The organism is Bacillus sp. 1780r2a1 (assembly GCA_024134725.1).
Classification (GTDB): domain Bacteria; phylum Bacillota; class Bacilli; order Bacillales; family Bacillaceae_H; genus Priestia; species Priestia aryabhattai_A.
Genome location: CP099863.1, coordinates 4,067,568 through 4,085,409, shown reverse-complemented (window position 1 = coordinate 4,085,409; position 17,842 = coordinate 4,067,568). Strand labels below are relative to the sequence as shown.

Genomic DNA, 17,842 nt, shown 5'->3' with positions numbered 1-17,842 from the left:
TTTACATCTTTAGCGTAGCTCCACCAATTCTTTTTACACCGCGAATTTTGGATAAGTCCTCTACAAGTTTTAATAGTGCTTGGTCTTTTAGCTTTGCTTCAATCATCACATCAAAATCTTGATTCAGCTCTTTGGCTAGTTGAAAAAACGGCTTCACAAAATCAGCAGATACGTAATCAGCATGACTGCGAAATGCTTTGTCGGACTTTGGTGAAGAAATATGTACCTTAGGTCGAATGTTTACATGCTTCCAAGTTTCAAAAATCCGTGGCAATAAATCTTCAAGAGGCTGTGTTCCCAAATTTGCTTGATGGTGGTGAAAGTCAAATACAAGCGGAATTTGTTCTTTTTCACAAACTGCTAGCGTTTCTTCGGTTGTGTAAGTTTTATCATCGTTTTCAAGTGTCATTTGCTCTTTAATATGCACTGGAAGTTTCTTTAAGTTCTGGTGAAAGCGTTCCAAGGCCTTAATCTTATCTCCGTACGCTCCTCCAACATGAATATTAATTAACGATCCCTCCACGACGTCCATTGCTTCTAGCATTTGATAGTGATAGTTCATATCTAAAACAGCATTATCAGTAATATGCGGCTTATCGCTTGTAAACAACGTGAACTGGTTAGGGTGAAAACTTACTCGTAGCTGATGAGACTTTATTAAGTGACCAAGTTCGTTCCACTCTTGTTGAAAAGGTGTTACAAAATCCCAGGCAACTTCAGGATGAGTCGCCAAAGGAACAAGGGAAGAAGAAAGACGGTAAAGCATGATTTCATGTGCAATGTTATAGTGTAGAGCTCGTTTGGTATGGTACAAGTTCTGCTGAGTAACATCATACAATTTCTCCATACGTTCATCTTTTGAGAGCTTACTCCAGCGTGCAAACGTTAATGTTTTTGCAGGTGAGCAATCCCATAAAGAGAGGGCATGAGAAACATAGCCGAATCTGACATTCATGTTTGTTAACTCCTTTTTCATAGCTATAAAAGCGGGGATATAAACGTAGCTACCCCCTGTTTAAATCTATCAAACCAATTGCGTTTTTTTATATCGGATAAAGAAAGAAGAGGACAATCGTGTAAACACATATGGAACGTTTCTTTTACATGCTTAATAAAAGCAGGGTCAAAGATAAAGCAATTGATTTCGCCATTTAAAAACAAACTTCTTTTATCAAAATTAGCGGTTCCTACATCACAAATTCGCTCATCAGCAATCATCACTTTTCCGTGATAGAAACCATAATAAAATTGATGAACCTGGCACCCCGCTTCGACTAAAGTTGGAAGGTAAGAGAATGCTGCATCGCGAACGAGTGGATGGTCTGCTCGCATCGGGATGAGAATATAAACCATAACCCCTCGTTTTCGTGCTTCTAAAATGGCTGTCATTAAGGCTTCTGTTGGGATAAAGTAAGGAGTTCCAATACAAAGTTCATCTTTTGCTTCGTTAATGATGTGCAAGAAATGATCCTCTAAGGAAACACCTTCCGTTGAGCGAAGCTGAACGGTTTGCATAGAGGGGTCTTTTATTTGCTTACTAATTCCCGCTTCCTCGTGTTCTTCATTGTTCACAGATGAGCCCCAGTCTGTTAAAAACTGCGTTTGCAAATCAGTGACGGCTTCTCCCGTTATTTTTAAATGATAATCTTTCCAAATGCCTAACTTAGGATCTAAGCCCAAATATTCTTGACCAATATTAAACCCTCCAATATAGCCAACGGACTCATCAATAATGGTTATTTTTCGATGATTTCTTGCGTTGATTGTGTAAAATAAGTAAGGGAATTTTATACGGCGGCTAAATGAAAACTTTACTCCGCAAGATTGAAGATGGTTTCTCATCTTTCGATTAAGTTTCATACTACCGATGCGGTCAACGAGTAGGCGAACGTCAACTTGCTGATTGGCTTTTTCGCAGAGAAGATTCACAAATTGTTGGCTAACCTGATCGTTCTTAACAATGTAAAAAGAAATGTGAATGGAATGCTGAGCTTGTTCAATTGACTTAAACAAGTCATTATAAAGCTTTGTTCCATCTGTAAAAAGTTTGAGAGACGCTTGACGCATTGGAAATGTACGCTCTTCTTGCATGAGTTCCTTTTTGCCAACACCTAAATCAATAGCAAACCATGCCACAATCAAAATAACGATTAAAATAATTATAGTAGCCAACATTTCCTTTCCCTCCCTCCATCAAGCGAATAATTTACGATGATTATCTTATTTCTGTTCTTAGTTTCACCTCGTTTAAATAGAATATGAACAAAAAAGAAAGAAAACATGTTGACTGAATGTTCATTCATTATATAAAATGAAGAAAAGTTCATTATTTTCTAAATTTTCATCAGGGAGAGGGAGGGAATTATGTGTCAGCTTTATTGTGGGTCAATCTAATTTTGTTTCTAATTGTAACCGCTTACGCGGCGTCGCTGTTCATTTACTTAATTCGAACCAGGTTGATGTATATTCAATTGGGTAAGAAAGTTGAGTTTGATCAAAAGCTAAAAGAAAGGCTAAACAAAGTCTGGGTTAATGTCTTTGGTCAGAAAAAGTTACTAAAAGATAAGAAAAGTGGAATTATCCACGTTCTTTTTTTCTACGGTTTTATTCTAGTTCAGTTCGGTGCAATTGATTTTATTTTAAAAGGGCTAGTTCCTGGGTCACATCTACCACTAGGTCCGCTATATCCAGGCTTTACATTCTTTCAAGAAATTGTAACTGTATTAATTTTAATTGCTGTTGTATGGGCTTTCCACCGTCGTTATGTTGAAAAGCTTGTTCGATTAAAAAGAGGATTTAAATCAGGATTGGTTCTCCTGTTTATCGGTAGTTTGATGCTTTCGGTACTAATTGGAAACGGAATGTCACTAATCTGGCATGATCATGATTTAGCTTGGACGGAGCCAATTGCGTCATCTGTTGCGTTTCTTTTAAATGGAATCGGTGAAACCGCGTCTATTGTCATTTTTTATGTAGCATGGTGGGTTCATTTACTGGTTTTATTAGCATTTTTAGTGTACGTACCTCAGTCGAAGCATGCACATTTAATTGCAGGTCCAGCGAATGTGTTTTTTAATCGTATTTCTAAGCCGGGGAAGTTAGAGAAAATTGACTTTGAAGACGAGTCTCAAGAAACATTTGGTGTGGGGAAAATTGAAGATTTTACACAGAATCAACTCATTGACTTGTATGCATGTGTAGAGTGTGGACGTTGTACGAATATGTGTCCAGCGACTGGGACAGGAAAAATGCTTTCACCTATGGATTTAATTTTGAAACTGCGCGACCATTTGACTGAAAAAGGAGCTGTCGTGACTTCTAGGGCGCCTTGGGTTCCTACGTATGCTTTTGCCAATACAAAAGGAAATCAGCTTGCTGTTATGGGAGCAAGCCAAAGCAGTAGCGAAGTAGCGGCTACTTTAGAATACAATCCTTCTTTAATTGGAGACGTAATCACAGAAGAAGAAATTTGGGCGTGTACGACCTGTCGAAATTGTGAAGATCAATGTCCTGTAATGAACGAGCATGTGGATAAAATTATTGACCTTCGCCGCTTTTTAGTTTTAACAGAAGGAAAAATGGATCCAGATGCTCAAAGAGCGATGACAAATATCGAGCGTCAAGGAAATCCATGGGGGCTAAATCGTAAAGAAAAAGAAACATGGAGAGAGATGCGAGAAGATATTCATGTACCAACAGTTAAAGAAATGAAGAAAAGCGGAGAGGAATTTGAATATTTATTTTGGGTCGGTTCAATGGGGTCTTATGATAATCGAAGTCAAAAAATTGCGCTTTCCTTTGCTAAGTTGCTAAATGAAGCAGGAGTTAAGTTTGCCATCTTAGGAAACAAAGAAAAGAACTCGGGAGATACGCCTCGTCGACTAGGGAACGAGTTCTTATTTCAAGAGTTAGCTGCGAAGAATATTGAGGAATTTGAAAAGAATGACGTAAAGAAGATTGTCACGATTGATCCTCATGCATATAACATTTTCAAAAATGAGTATTCAGACTTTGGGTTAGAAGCAGAAGTTTATCATCATACAGAGCTTTTAGCACAGCTTGTAAAAGAAGGAAAGTTAAAGCCAAACTTTCCAATTGAAGAAACAGTTACGTTTCACGATTCCTGTTATTTAGGAAGATATAACGAAGTATATGATCCGCCACGTGAAATCTTAAAAGCAATTCCAGGAGTGAAAATAGTTGAGATGGTTCGAAATCGTGAAAGTGGAATGTGCTGTGGTGCAGGAGGAGGGCTCATGTGGGCAGAGGAAACTTCTGGTCAGCGAATTAACGTAGCGCGTACAGAACAAGCGCTAGAAGTAAACCCGGGTATTATTAGTTCTGGTTGCCCTTACTGTTTAACAATGATTAGCGATGGTACAAAAGCGAAAGAAGTTGAAGAAAAAGTAGGAACATATGATGTAGCTGAGCTTTTAGAAAAATCAATCTTTGGAACAAGCGAAGCAAAACAACCTGTTTGATAAGAGAGTTTATTACACAAGCATAAAGGTTTAGAAGCCCCCCAAATGCTACTAAAAGCACGGGGGCTACAACCTTGTAAGGGATAGAAAGTTTGCTTGCCATCAAGTTGAGCAAACGTTCAATCGGAAAAGGGGGAGTTATAGATGAAGAAGTCTGTCATTGTCAGTGCTGTGCGTACGCCTTTTGGTAAATTAGGGGGAGGGCTAAGCTCACTCACTGCCTCAGAGCTCGGTGGCCACGCTATAAAATCGGCGGTTCAGCGTGCTGGTGTAGAGGCAGAAAAGATTGATTCGGTTATTATGGGCTGTGTACTTCAAGGGGGACAAGGACAATTGCCATCTCGTCAAGCGCTGCATCATGCTGGTTTACCTTGGAGTGTGCAAACAGAAACCATTAACAAAGTATGTGCATCAGGGATGAGAAGTGTTATGTTAGCAGACCAGTATATACGTTTAGGTGAAGCTTCGACCATTGTGGCCGGAGGCATGGAGTCTATGAGCAACGCACCATACCTTTTACCAAAAGCAAGATGGGGTTTTCGAATGGGAGATGGCCAAACCAAAGATTTGATGATTCATGATGGTTTAACATGCAGCTTTACAGGAGTTCATATGGGAACTTACGGAAATAGATTAGCAAATGAACTGAATATTTCCCGAGAAAAGCAGGATGAGTGGGCTTTACGTAGTCATCAGTTGGCTGTTCAAGCAGAGAGAGAGGGAAAGTGGCAAGCTGAGCTTGTGGCCATCGATGTCAAAGGACGTAAAGGAACAGAAGTAGTGAAGCAAGATGAGGGGCCACGCCATGATACGTCATATGAAAGACTGAGTACGCTGCGACCAGTATTCGATCATGATGGAACAATTACGGCAGGCAACGCACCCGGTGTAAATGACGGCGCAGCAGCATTGCTTGTAATGAATGAAGAAGAAGCAAAGCAAAATGGTTATCAACCGATTGCAACGATTATAGGTCATGACTCATTAGCTGTTGAGCCACAAAAATTTCCTGTTACGCCAGGGTTAGTAATAGAGAGAGTGTTAAAGCGTTGTAATAAAACTGTTCAAGATATTGATTTATTTGAGATTAACGAAGCCTTTGCAGCTGTAGCGCTTATGAGCATGCAAGTAGCTAACTTACCTGCTGACAAAGTGAACGTAAACGGAGGAGCTATCGCACTTGGCCATCCAATTGGGGCAAGTGGAGCGAGGATTTTAGTTACCCTTATTCACGAACTAAAGCGCCGTGGGGGTGGCTTAGGAATTGCAGCAATTTGTAGTGGCGGTGGCCAGGGTGATGCTGTGATGGTAGAAGTACATTAAAAAGGGGAGAAGGCCATGGATATTAAGAACGTACTTGTAATTGGAGCAGGACAAATGGGGTTAGGGATTGCCCAAGTTTTTATGACGTCAAATTACCATGTTTCACTTTACGATATGTCAGAAGAACAGATTAAAAAAGGAATCGCATTTATCGATAAGCAGTTAAATCGCCAAGTAGAAAAAGCTGCTATGACACAAGCGGAAAAGGATGAAGTGATGGAGAGATTAAGTCCAATTTCGTCTCTTTCTAAGGCAAAGCAAATAGATTTAGTAGTGGAAGCCGTCGTGGAGAAAATGGAGGTTAAACAAATGCTCTTTAAAGAGTTAGATCAGCTTATGCCACCTCATACAATCTTGGCTACCAATACATCATCCCTACCCATTACCGAAATTGCAGCCGCTACTAATCGGCCTCAACAAGTCATTGGAATGCATTTTATGAACCCAGTGCCTGTGATGAAGTTAGTGGAAATTATTCGAGGGTTAGCTACAAGCGATGAAGTGTATAAAGTAATTCACGAAACGTCTGAGCGTTTAAATAAAGTTCCTGTAGAAGTAGAAGATTTTCCTGGGTTTGTATCAAACCGAATTTTAATGCCAATGATTAATGAAGCAATTTATACGTTATATGAAGGTGTTGCAAGGAAAGAGGATATTGATGCAGTGATGAAGCTTGGCATGCGTCATCCAATGGGGCCGCTGACGCTAGCTGATTTTATTGGCTTAGATACCTGTCTATTTATTATGGAAACACTCCACAAAGGGTTTGGAGATGATAAATATCGACCGTGTCCGTTGTTAAGGAAATATGTAAAAGCGGGTTGGTTAGGGAAGAAAGTAGGTCGTGGCTTTTTTATATATGACAAGTAAGGAGTGATGAAATGCTTGCTTTTACGGATAAACAGCTCAGCTTTCAACAGCTCATTCGTAAATTTGTGGCGGATGAAGTGATAAAAGTGGTGCCCAAAATGGAGAACGGAGAGTTTCCAAAAGAGATGTTAAAAGTCATGGGGAATGCAGGCCTTCTTGGAATTCCTATTCCAAAGGTTTACGGTGGTCAAGAGCTCGATTTTATTTCATATACCATGGCCATCCATGAAATCTCCAAAGTAAGCCCTGCTTTAGGCGTTATTTTATCTGTTCATACGTCCGTTGGTACCAATCCAATTCTTCGCTTTGGAACAGATGAACAAAAGCAGAGGTATGTGACAAAACTATCCAAAGGAGCATATCTGGGCGCTTTTGCTTTAACTGAACCGAATGCAGGCTCTGATGCAGCTAGTTTAAAAACAACTGCTGAAAGAAAAGAAGACCACTATATTGTAAACGGTTCCAAAATTTTTATCACAAATGGTGGAGAAGCAGATACGTACATTATGTTTGCGAAAACTAACAGAAGCTTAGGTTCCAAAGGAATTACCGCGTTTATTGTAGAGAAAAATATGGTTGGGTTTCACGTTGGGAAAGATGAAAAAAAGATGGGGTTAAACGGTTCTCGTACTGTGCAGCTTCACTTTGAAAATATGAAAATACCAGTTGCTAATCGCCTTGGCAACGAAGGAGAGGGCTTTAAGATTGCGATGGCCAATTTAGATGCAGGGAGAATTGGCATTGCAGCGCAGTCCTTAGGGATTGCAGAAGGAGCTCTTTATGAAGCCAAGAAAAATATAGTATTTACTGAAGAAAAAGAGAACATTCTTCAGCAAGGAAAACTTGCTGACATGGAAACTCAAGTGGAAGCAGCTCGACTACTTGTTTATCGCGCAGCTCATTTATATCAACAAGGCATGAAATGTACAAAACAAGCTTCAATGGCAAAGCTTTTTGCTTCACAAGCTGCAATGAATCTTACGACAGAAGCCATTCAGCTTATTGGACTTGGAGGAGCCACACAAGGCCATGCTGTAGAACGTTTATTCCGAGATGCAAAGGTATGTGAAATTTATGAAGGAACAAGTGAAATTCAGCGTATCGTAATCAGTAAATCTTTATAAATTGGGGGAGCTTAACATGTATTTTAAACTATCAGAAGAGCATGAAATGATTCGGAAAATGGTTCGAGATTTTGCTAAGAATGAGGTAGGGCCTACAGCTGAAGAGAGAGATGAAGAAGAGCGTTTTGATCGAGATATCTTTCGAAAGATGAGTGAGCTAGGATTAACTGGCATCCCGTGGCCAGAAGAGTATGGAGGAATTGGAAGCGACTATTTAGCTTATTGTATAGCCGTTGAAGAGCTGTCGCGCGTATGTGCATCAACAGGAGTGACACTGTCAGCCCATACCTCTCTTGCTGGGTGGCCAATCTTTAAGTTTGGTAGCGAAGAGCAAAAGCATAAGTACTTAAAACCGATGGCTCAAGGAGAAAAAATTGGTGCTTACGGACTTACTGAGTCGAGTGCAGGATCTGATGCGGGAGGCATGAAAACGACCGCTGTAAAAGAAGGCGATTTTTATGTATTAAACGGCTCGAAGATCTTCATTACAAACGGTGGAGAAGCGGATATTTATGTCGTGTTTGCCCGTACAAATCCAGCAGAAAAACAAAAAGGAACGAGCGCATTCATCGTGGAGAAGAATACGGAAGGATTCTCTGTTGGAAAGAAAGAAAAGAAGCTAGGTATTCGTTCATCACCCACAACGGAAATTATCTTTGAGAACTGTCGAGTGCCAAAAGAGAATCTACTGGGCAACGAAGGAGAGGGCTTTAAGATTGCCATGATGACGCTGGATGGTGGACGAAACGGTATTGCTGCTCAAGCGGTAGGGATTGCTCAAGGAGCTCTAGACGCAGCGGTGGCGTATGCAAAAGAGCGTCACCAGTTTGGCAAGCCCATTATTGCGCAGCAGGGAATTGCGTTTAAGTTAGCTGATATGGCAACTAGCATTGAGGCAGCACGACTATTAACGTATCAGGCAGCTTGGTTAGAAGGAGAAGGGCTACCTTATGGGAAGGAATCCGCTATGTCAAAACTTTATGCAGGTGATACTGCTATGAAAGTCACGACAGAAGCTGTTCAAGTATTTGGTGGGTACGGATATACGAAGGATTATCCTGTTGAGAGATATATGAGAGATGCAAAAATTACCCAAATTTATGAAGGGACTCAAGAGGTTCAGCGTTTGGTTATTTCTCGTTACCTTTCAAAATAAAGAGCGGAGAAGGTGGATGTTGATGAGTAAAAGAGAAGTGCTTACCTCTATTAAGGATGAGCGGTTAATTGAAGAAAGACGGACGCAGATGGTGAAAGGTGCAGTTAGTCTTTTTAAAGAAAAAGGTTTTCATCGAACGACCACGAGAGAAATCGCAAAATCATCAGGATTTAGTATCGGTACGCTTTATGAATACATCCAGTCAAAAGAAGATGTTCTTTATTTAGTTTGCGACAGCATTTATGAAGAAGTAAGAGAGCGCTTAGAAGAGGAAATGCACCTTGAAGGCTATACGGTTCAATGCTTAGAAAAGGCAATTACGCATTATTTTAAGGTGATTAATGAACTTCAAGATGAAGTTCTTGTTATGTACCAAGAAGCAAAATCATTATCAAAAGATGCTCTCCCCTATGTATTAAAAAAAGAGCTTGAGATGGTGGGCATGTTTGAGACATTAATTCGTGGTTGTATCCAAAGCGAGCAATTCCTTCTAGATGACAAAGAGGTAAAGCTGCTAGCCCATCATATTTTTGTCCAGGGGCAGATGTGGGCGTTTAGACGTTGGTGGCTGCAGCAACACTACACGCTGGAAGAATACACAAACATACAGCTGAAGTTTTTGCTAAAAGATTTTTCAGTCCAATCTGTTTAATGGGGAGGCGTCATTATAATGGAGCAAAAGAAAAGAGTACGTTTTGTAACGGCGGCTAGCTTATTTGATGGCCATGATGCGTCTATTAATATTATGCGACGCATTTTGCAATCGTTAGGAGTAGAAGTCATTCACTTAGGCCATAACCGGTCTGTTGAAGAGGTGGTGAATGCTGCTATACAGGAGGATGTTCAAGGAATTGCAATTTCTTCATACCAAGGAGGTCACGTCGAGTACTTTAAATATATGTATGATTTGCTAAAAGAGAAAGGGGCTTCCCACATTCGTATTTATGGAGGAGGTGGTGGAGTTATTATTCCAAGCGAAAGAGAGGAGCTTCACCACTACGGGATTGCTAAAATTTTCTCTCCAGAGGATGGGCGCTTAATGGGGCTACAAGGCATGATTCAGTATATGGTGGACGAGTGTCAGATGGTGGCTGTGCCTGAAGTACCCCCGGTCAATCAGTTAGAAAAAACCAATCATCAAGTCATTGCTCAGTATATTACATTAGTTGAGAATGCGCTTTTAAATGGGGTTATGCAAGAACAAGCGGCAACTCTAGAAGCGATTAAAAGAGATTTAAAATCGGCATCATCTATTCCCATTTTAGGTATAACGGGAACAGGCGGGGCTGGTAAAAGCTCTTTAACAGATGAATTAATTCGGCGCTTTCTAGAAGAAAATGAATCTCTTCATATTGCTGTATTATCAATTGATCCAACTAAGCAAAAAACAGGTGGAGCGCTGTTAGGAGACCGAATTCGAATGAATAGCGTTTCATCGAATCGAGTTTATATGAGGAGTTTAGCAACACGTTCTTCTAAACATGAGCTATCAGCAGCTATTAAAGATGCAGTTGATATTGTAACGACAGCGGGCTTCGACATGATTATCGTCGAAACGAGTGGTATTGGGCAAGCGGATGCTGAAATTAAAGATTTAGCCAATCTATCCATGTATGTCATGACTAGTGAATTTGGTGCCCCATCGCAGCTTGAAAAGATTGAGATGCTTGATTATGCCGACTTTGTTGTTATTAATAAATTTGAGAAAAAAGGGTCTGAAGATGCGAAGCGCCAAGTTCAAAAGCAATATCAGCGTAACCATGAACGATTTGAGGAATCACCAGGCAATATGCCTGTATATGGAACTATTGCCAGTCAATTTAACGACCCGGGAACTAATTATTTATATAATGAGTTGATTCGCACTATTAATCAACAGTTCAATACTCAGCTTAAACCAACTCTATCTACAGATGAAAAACAATCACATACCATTATTCCTCCAGATAAACAGCAATATTTACAGGAGATTGTAAATACAGTGCGAGGCTATCATAGCTATGCAAAAGAGCAAGGGGACTTTGCGCATAAAGTCCATCAAGTAAAAAGCGTTATAAATGAGGTTAGACATAAAGAAAGTCAGCATGAGCTAAAGGAACTTTTGCAAAAATATGAAAACCAGTTATCTAAAGAATCAAAAGAGAAGTTAGAAAGGTGGGAAGAATTAAAGATTAACTATCGTCAACCTACGTTGACAACTTACGTGCGAGGAAAAGAAATCAAAACAGATTTACAAATTGAGACATTGTCAGGATTGAAAATTCCAAAGGTAGCGTTGCCTACATTACGAGATGATGGAGATGTTTTACAGTGGTTATATAGAGAAAACGTTCCAGGTGGATTTCCTTTTACAGCCGGAGTTTTCCCATTTAAGCGAAAAGGTGAAGACCCTAAACGACAGTTTGCTGGAGAAGGCACACCAGAAAGAACGAACCGTCGCTTTCATTATTTGTCAAAAGATGATAACGCGAAGCGTCTAAGCACAGCCTTTGATTCCGTGACGCTATATGGTGAAAATCCAGCGGAACGTCCTGATATTTTCGGGAAAATCGGTGAAAGTGGCGTTAGTATATGTACATTAGACGATATGAAAAAGTTATATGAAGGCTTTGATTTATGTGCACCTTCTACATCGGTTTCTATGACGATTAACGGACCAGCTCCTATTTTATTAGCTATGTTCATGAACGTAGCTATTGCTCAAAAGGTAGATAAAAAAGAAAAAGAGTTGAAACGTCAGCTGAGTCTAGAAGAATACGAAGTGGTAAAAAACGAAGCCTTAACCACGGTTAGAGGAACTGTCCAAGCAGATATTTTAAAAGAAGACCAAGGACAGAATACATGTATTTTCTCTACAGAGTTTGCTTTGAAGATGATGGGAGATATTCAAGAATACTTTACGCAGAATCAAGTTCGTAACTATTACTCTGTGTCAATTTCGGGCTATCATATTGCAGAGGCAGGAGCTAACCCCATTTCTCAGCTTGCTTTTACGCTTGCTAATGGATTTACGTATGTAGAGTATTACTTAAGTCGTGGTATGAATATCGATGACTTTGCACCAAACCTTTCCTTCTTTTTCAGTAATGGACTTGATCCCGAGTATACGGTAATTGGTCGCGTAGCTCGACGTATATGGGCCATTGTTATGCGTGATAAATATGGAGCAAACGAACGGAGTCAAAAGTTAAAGTACCATGTACAAACGTCTGGGCGTTCACTTCATGCTCAAGAAATTCAGTTTAACGACATTCGTACAACACTACAGGCATTAATGGCTCTTCATGATAACTGTAACTCTTTGCATACGAATGCGTATGATGAAGCTATTACAACACCTACGGAAGAATCAGTACGTCGTGCGATGGCTATTCAATTAATTATTACGAAAGAAAATGGGTTAACAAAGAATGAAAACCCGCTTCAAGGTTCTTATATTGTAGAAGAGTTAACAGATTTAGTGGAGGAAGCTGTTTTACAAGAATTTGAACGTATCAATACACGAGGTGGAGTATTAGGTGCTATGGAGCTACAGTACCAGCGCGGCAAAATTCAAGATGAATCAATGGAATATGAGATGAGAAAGCATAATGGTTCCTTACCAATCATTGGAGTAAATACGTATCGTAACCCCAATGAGCAAGGTGATATAAGCGTTAATGATATGCAGCTTGCTCGCGCATCTTGGGAAGAAAAGAATTATCAAATCGAGCAGCTTAAAGCGTTTCAAAAAAAACATATTGGTGATGCAAAGCCAGCGCTTGAAAGGTTAAAAAAGGTTGCCAACAATGGAGAGAATATCTTTGCTGAGCTTATGAATACCGTCCAAGTTGCCAGCCTCGGTGAAATTACACAGGCGCTTTACGAATGTGGTGGGCAGTATCGTCGAAATATGTAAATTGTTTTAGAAACAGAAACTATTAGCTATATAGAGCTAGTAGTTTCTGTTTCATTTTGCAATTTCCAAGAGATTTTTAGAATCGAGGCTAGCATAAATGTATTGAATTTGTTTATAATGAATGGTATGTATTTATTCGTGTCCATCATTTGAACTTATGATGAATTGATTTAATAGATTTTAGATATACATAGAAAGGGCGTGTCACCTTTGAGTTTAGAAAAATACTCAAAAGAAGAATTAAAAGAGATGTCAATGATCGAAATTGCGTATGCGCTGTTAAGTGAGAAAACAGACCGTCAAGCTATTTCATTTCAAGAAATTATTGATGAAATTGTAAAAGCAACAGAGATGTCAGATACAGAATTAAAATCAAGAATTGCTCAGTTCTATACAGATATTAATATCGATGGCCGTTTCCTAACAATTGGTGAAAACTATTGGGGTTTAAGAGGTTGGTATCCTTTTGATCAGGCAGAAGAAGATATTGTACCAGCAGCGAAGCCTAAGAAGAAGAAAGCGAAAAAAGCTGTTGTAGACGAGTTAGATGATTTTGATGATTTAGAAGAAGAAGATCTAGATTTCGATGATCTTGATGAACTAGCTGAAGAAGAAGATGACGATGATTTTGACGATTTAGATGAAGAAGATGTTATTGAAGAAGACGAAGAAGAATTTGATGACTTAGATGAAGATCTAGATGAAGAAGATGATGAAGAAGACGAAGAAGACCTTGAATATGAGGATGGAAAATAATCTATCATAATGGTTCTTGACTTTTGTCATTGAAATATGTAGAATCTTTTTTGGGCTCTTTAAACGAGTATTTAAGAAGTTTAAACATATTATATAGAACATTGCTCCCAATCCTGTTATGGCATTGGGAGCAATTTTTTTTTAAAAACTTGGCAACTTGGAGTTAAAAACTATAAAGGCTCTTTGTGCTATCGGGTTTTTGCTTTTTCGTACTGAACAGTTGAATTCTTATTCAAGCATTCTTAGTCATGCTTTCAATAATTTCATACATGATGAATGAATTGTGATTGTTTATGTAAAAACTTTTAGTATTGTACACTTTAACAAATTTAGAGGGGGAAGACCAAATGACAAAATATATTTTCGTAACAGGTGGCGTTGTATCTTCTTTGGGGAAAGGGATTACTGCTGCTTCTCTAGGTAGACTATTAAAAAATCGTGGATTAAATGTAACCATTCAAAAGTTTGATCCATACATTAACGTAGACCCAGGAACAATGAGCCCTTATCAGCATGGTGAAGTATTCGTTACAGATGATGGTGCAGAAACAGATTTAGACTTAGGGCACTATGAGCGCTTTATTGATATTAACTTAAATCGCTATAGTAACGTAACAACAGGGAAGGTTTACTCAACTGTATTGAAAAAAGAGCGCCGTGGTGACTACCTAGGTGGAACAGTTCAAGTAATTCCTCATATTACAAATGAAATCAAAGAAAAAGTATTCCGTGCAGGTAAAGAGACAAACGCAGACGTTGTTATTACTGAAATTGGTGGAACAGTAGGAGATATCGAATCTCTGCCATTCTTAGAAGCTATTCGTCAAATTAAAAGCGATATCGGTCGCGATAACGTAATGTACATTCATTGTACATTAGTGCCATATTTAAAGGCTGCAGGTGAGATGAAAACAAAGCCAACACAGCATAGTGTTAAAGAACTTCGTAGCTTAGGGATTCAGCCAAACGTTATTGTTGTACGTACAGAAATGCCAATTTCTGAAGATATGAAAGAAAAGCTAGCTTTATTCTGCGATATCGATAAAAAAGCAGTTATTGAATGTGCAGATGCAGAAACGCTATACGAAATTCCATTATCTCTACAAGACCAACACTTAGACCAAATCACGTGCGATCACTTAAAGCTAGATTGTAAAGAAGCGGATATGACAGAGTGGAAAGAGCTTGTAGCTAAAGTAAAAGGCTTATCTAAAACAACAAAGATTGCTCTTGTTGGTAAATATGTAGAGCTTCAAGATGCTTACATTTCAGTTGTTGAAGCAATGCGACATGCTGGCTATGCGTTCGATGCAGATGTAAACATCCAATGGATTAACTCAGAGCACGTTACGCAAGAAAACGTAAGTGAACTATTAGGTGATGTTGATGGAATTCTAGTACCAGGTGGATTTGGTGACCGCGGTATTGAAGGTAAGATCGTAGCTACTCAATATGCTCGTGAGCAAAAAGTGCCATTCTTAGGTATTTGCTTAGGTATGCAACTTGCATCTGTAGAGTTTGCTCGCAACGTATTAGGTTTAGAAGGAGCACACTCTGCTGAAATTGCTCCAAGCACAAATTATCCAATCATCGACTTATTACCAGAACAAAAAGATGTTGAGGATTTAGGTGGAACACTTCGCTTAGGCTTATATCCTTGTAAGCTAACAGAAGGAACATTAGCTCATCAAGCGTACCAAGATGAAGTTATTTATGAGCGTCATCGCCACCGTTACGAGTTCAATAACGAATATCGTCAAGAGATGGAGAAGAAAGGCTTTATCTTCTCTGGTACAAGTCCAGACGGTCGTTTAGTGGAAATTGTTGAGTTAAAAGACCACCCATGGTTCTTAGCAGCTCAATTCCATCCAGAATTTACTTCTCGTCCGAACCGTCCACAACCTCTATTTAGAGAGTTCATTCGCGCATCAATTGAATTAGGACAACAACAATAAAATGTGATAAAAAAGACGCTGTGTTACAGCGTCTTTTTGTTATTCGTTTTCATCTAGGATTTCTTTTAATGTAAACGATAAACCATAATAAGCATAAAGGGCCGTCATGAGAGCTGGAAAGCCAAAGCGTTCACCATTATCATCAGGTATAAGAGGTTGTAAAAGATAAGTATTAATGTGAACATCTGATAGGTCATGAATGCTATCACTTTGTACTTCTTTAGGAACGGCACCGATGCTAACAAACGGAATTCCTTCTTTAAGTAGCATATGTGCAACTTCAACTGCTTTTTCATCTGTGGAAAATCTTGTAACAATGAGGACTCGATCGACTGATGTTAAACTGCGAATGTCATCGAGAACTAAAGGTTTTGCATGAGTTAAAGGTTCTGCACTCTGCGTCGCTTCGTACGTCACAGCTTGCATTTCATTTACTCCATAAATATAAATATTGCCTTGTCCAACGGCTGCTTGAGCTAAAATACGAGACCCATCTTCTAAGTTGAGTTCTTCTTTTTCGCCTATGCGTTTAAAATAGCTAGACAATTGTGTTGTGAAAATTTTAAGCATGATAAATTCACCTTTCTCTTTCTCAAGAGTGTTTGCTAATCATTATAGCGAAAAAATATATCCATATTCTAGTGTAAAACAAGTTATAATAAAAAGGTATTAAAAAACGAGGTAAGAATAATGACTGAAATTCCTGTATTTTGTAAGATTTTCTTAAATGAGCAGGGATTTGTCGCTTTATAACGAAATACATATGTTAGTTTTGTCTCAACAAGAGGCGGTATAGAAGGTGGGATTATGTTGACTGAAAAAATCTTAATTGTAGATGACCAGTACGGAATTCGTATTTTACTAACAGAAGTATTGCAAAAGGAAGGGTATCAAACTTTTCAAGCAGCGAATGGGTTTCAAGCGATTGACATTGCAAAAGAACAACAACTTGATCTTGTCTTACTTGACATGAAGATTCCAGGAATGGACGGAATTGAAATTCTAAAAAGATTAAAAGAGTATGACAAGACAATAAAAGTGATTATAATGACCGCTTATGGTGAATTAGATATGATTCAAGAAGCAAAAGATTTAGGTGCATTAACGCACTTTGCAAAACCGTTTGATATTGATGAAATTAGGCAGGTTGTTAGGGAATATATACCATTAAAGTCTAAGTAAGTGCTTACAAACAAGCGTGTTTCTAAGAAATTTTTAATATTAACCTAAAAATCTTGCTGTTTTGTTTTTAAGTTGGTATCCTAATTACTGTATTAATCATTCGACAACATATTGTGTGCAGATACACCGCATTTCTACATGGAATGTCAGATTCAAGAGCATACTACTTTAGGTAGGCTTTTGGTTAGTATCTAACTCACATAGATTATTAAGGAGGATTTCAACATGCCTTTAGTATCAATGAAAGACATGCTTATTAAAGCAAAAGAGGAAGGCTACGCAGTAGGCCAATTTAACCTAAACAACTTAGAGTTCACTCAAGCTATCTTAAAAGCAGCTCAAGAAGAAAACTCTCCAGTTATCCTAGGTGTATCTGAAGGTGCAGCACGTTACATGGGCGGTTTCAAAACTGTAGTATCAATGGTTAAAGGTTTAATCGAAGACTACAATGTAACAGTGCCAGTTGCAATTCACTTAGACCATGGTTCAAGCTTTGAATCATGTGCAAAAGCAATTCATGCAGGATTCACTTCTGTAATGATCGATGCTTCTCACCACCCATTCGAAGAAAACATTGCAACTACTGCTCAAGTAGTTGAATTAGCACACTTCCACGGTGTATCTGTAGAAGCTGAGTTAGGAACTGTTGGTGGACAAGAAGATGACGTAATCGCTGATGGCGTTATCTACGCTGATGCAAAAGAGTGTGAAGAGCTTGTTAAACGTACAGGTATCGATTGTCTTGCTCCAGCATTAGGTTCAGTTCACGGTCCTTACAAAGGTGAGCCAAACTTAGGTTTTGCTGAAATGGAAGAAATCGGTCAAATTACTGGTTTACCATTAGTATTACACGGTGGTACTGGTATCCCAACAAAAGATATTCAAAAAGCTGTTTCTTTAGGAACTGCTAAAATTAACGTAAATACAGAAAACCAAATTGCTTCAGCTAAAGCTGTACGCGAAGTACTAGCTGCACAACCTGAGCAATATGACCCACGTAAATACTTAGGACCAGCTCGCGATGCAATTCAAGCGACAGTTCAAGGGAAAATGCGTGAGTTTGGTTCTTCAAACAAAGCATAATTACCATTCCGCAT

Annotated in this window: 14 protein-coding genes; 11 read left to right on the top strand and 3 right to left on the bottom strand. The window is 39.0% G+C overall.

From position 1 onward, the window contains the following. Position 1 precedes the first annotated feature (1 nt). Positions 2-955: a UV DNA damage repair endonuclease UvsE gene (uvsE, locus tag NIZ91_20650; protein ID USY55078.1), complete on the bottom strand. Its 954-nt coding sequence runs from the start codon at positions 953-955 to the stop codon at positions 2-4. A 23-nt stretch (positions 956-978) separates the two neighbouring features. Beyond that, positions 979-2,175 carry a cardiolipin synthase gene (gene cls / locus NIZ91_20645; protein USY55077.1) on the bottom strand — a complete coding sequence of 399 codons (1,197 nt, stop codon included), beginning with the start codon at positions 2,173-2,175 and terminating at the stop codon, positions 979-981. Positions 2,176-2,366: 191 nt separating this feature from the next. Here cls and NIZ91_20640 point away from each other — a divergent pair, with 191 nt between their 5' ends. From NIZ91_20640 to NIZ91_20600, 9 genes are all read left to right on the top strand, one after another. After that, a complete protein-coding gene (locus tag NIZ91_20640) occupies positions 2,367-4,481 on the top strand; it encodes a heterodisulfide reductase-related iron-sulfur binding cluster (protein ID USY55076.1) in 2,115 nt (704 codons plus the stop codon). Between the two features lie 144 nt (positions 4,482-4,625). Further along, entirely contained in the window at positions 4,626-5,804 is a 1,179-nt protein-coding gene (locus NIZ91_20635) for an acetyl-CoA C-acetyltransferase (GenBank protein USY55075.1), read from the top strand. A gap of 15 nt (positions 5,805-5,819) precedes the next feature. After that, the gene (locus NIZ91_20630; GenBank protein USY55074.1) at positions 5,820-6,674 is read left to right on the top strand and encodes a 3-hydroxybutyryl-CoA dehydrogenase; all 855 of its coding nucleotides are present in this window, start codon (positions 5,820-5,822) and stop codon (positions 6,672-6,674) included. 11 nt (positions 6,675-6,685) lie between these two features. After that, positions 6,686-7,798, top strand: a complete 1,113-nt coding sequence (locus NIZ91_20625; protein ID USY55073.1) for an acyl-CoA dehydrogenase family protein — start codon at positions 6,686-6,688, stop codon at positions 7,796-7,798. Between the two features lie 16 nt (positions 7,799-7,814). Beyond that, positions 7,815-8,954: an acyl-CoA dehydrogenase gene (locus NIZ91_20620; protein USY55072.1), complete on the top strand. Its 1,140-nt coding sequence runs from the start codon at positions 7,815-7,817 to the stop codon at positions 8,952-8,954. A 22-nt stretch (positions 8,955-8,976) separates the two neighbouring features. Then, positions 8,977-9,606, top strand: a complete 630-nt coding sequence (locus NIZ91_20615; protein ID USY55071.1) for a TetR/AcrR family transcriptional regulator — start codon at positions 8,977-8,979, stop codon at positions 9,604-9,606. An 18-nt stretch (positions 9,607-9,624) separates the two neighbouring features. Continuing rightward, positions 9,625-12,852 carry a methylmalonyl-CoA mutase family protein gene (locus NIZ91_20610; protein ID USY55070.1) on the top strand — a complete coding sequence of 1,076 codons (3,228 nt, stop codon included), beginning with the start codon at positions 9,625-9,627 and terminating at the stop codon, positions 12,850-12,852. A gap of 210 nt (positions 12,853-13,062) precedes the next feature. Beyond that, positions 13,063-13,608 (top strand): DNA-directed RNA polymerase subunit delta, encoded by a 546-nt coding sequence (rpoE, locus tag NIZ91_20605; GenBank protein ID USY55069.1) that lies wholly within the window; start codon positions 13,063-13,065, stop codon positions 13,606-13,608. Between the two features lie 347 nt (positions 13,609-13,955). Then, entirely contained in the window at positions 13,956-15,563 is a 1,608-nt protein-coding gene (locus NIZ91_20600; GenBank protein USY55068.1) for a CTP synthase, read from the top strand. 39 nt (positions 15,564-15,602) lie between these two features. Here NIZ91_20600 and NIZ91_20595 read toward each other — a convergent pair whose 3' ends face one another. After that, positions 15,603-16,133 carry a DUF2529 domain-containing protein gene (locus tag NIZ91_20595; protein ID USY55067.1) on the bottom strand — a complete coding sequence of 177 codons (531 nt, stop codon included), beginning with the start codon at positions 16,131-16,133 and terminating at the stop codon, positions 15,603-15,605. A gap of 237 nt (positions 16,134-16,370) precedes the next feature. Between NIZ91_20595 and NIZ91_20590 the strand changes: the two genes are divergently transcribed. Further along, positions 16,371-16,745, top strand: coding sequence for a response regulator (locus NIZ91_20590; GenBank protein ID USY55066.1), 375 nt, complete (start codon positions 16,371-16,373; stop codon positions 16,743-16,745). Positions 16,746-16,970: 225 nt separating this feature from the next. Next, positions 16,971-17,828, top strand: coding sequence for a fructose-bisphosphate aldolase (locus tag NIZ91_20585; GenBank protein USY55065.1), 858 nt, complete (start codon positions 16,971-16,973; stop codon positions 17,826-17,828). The last annotated feature ends 14 nt before the right edge of the window (positions 17,829-17,842 follow it).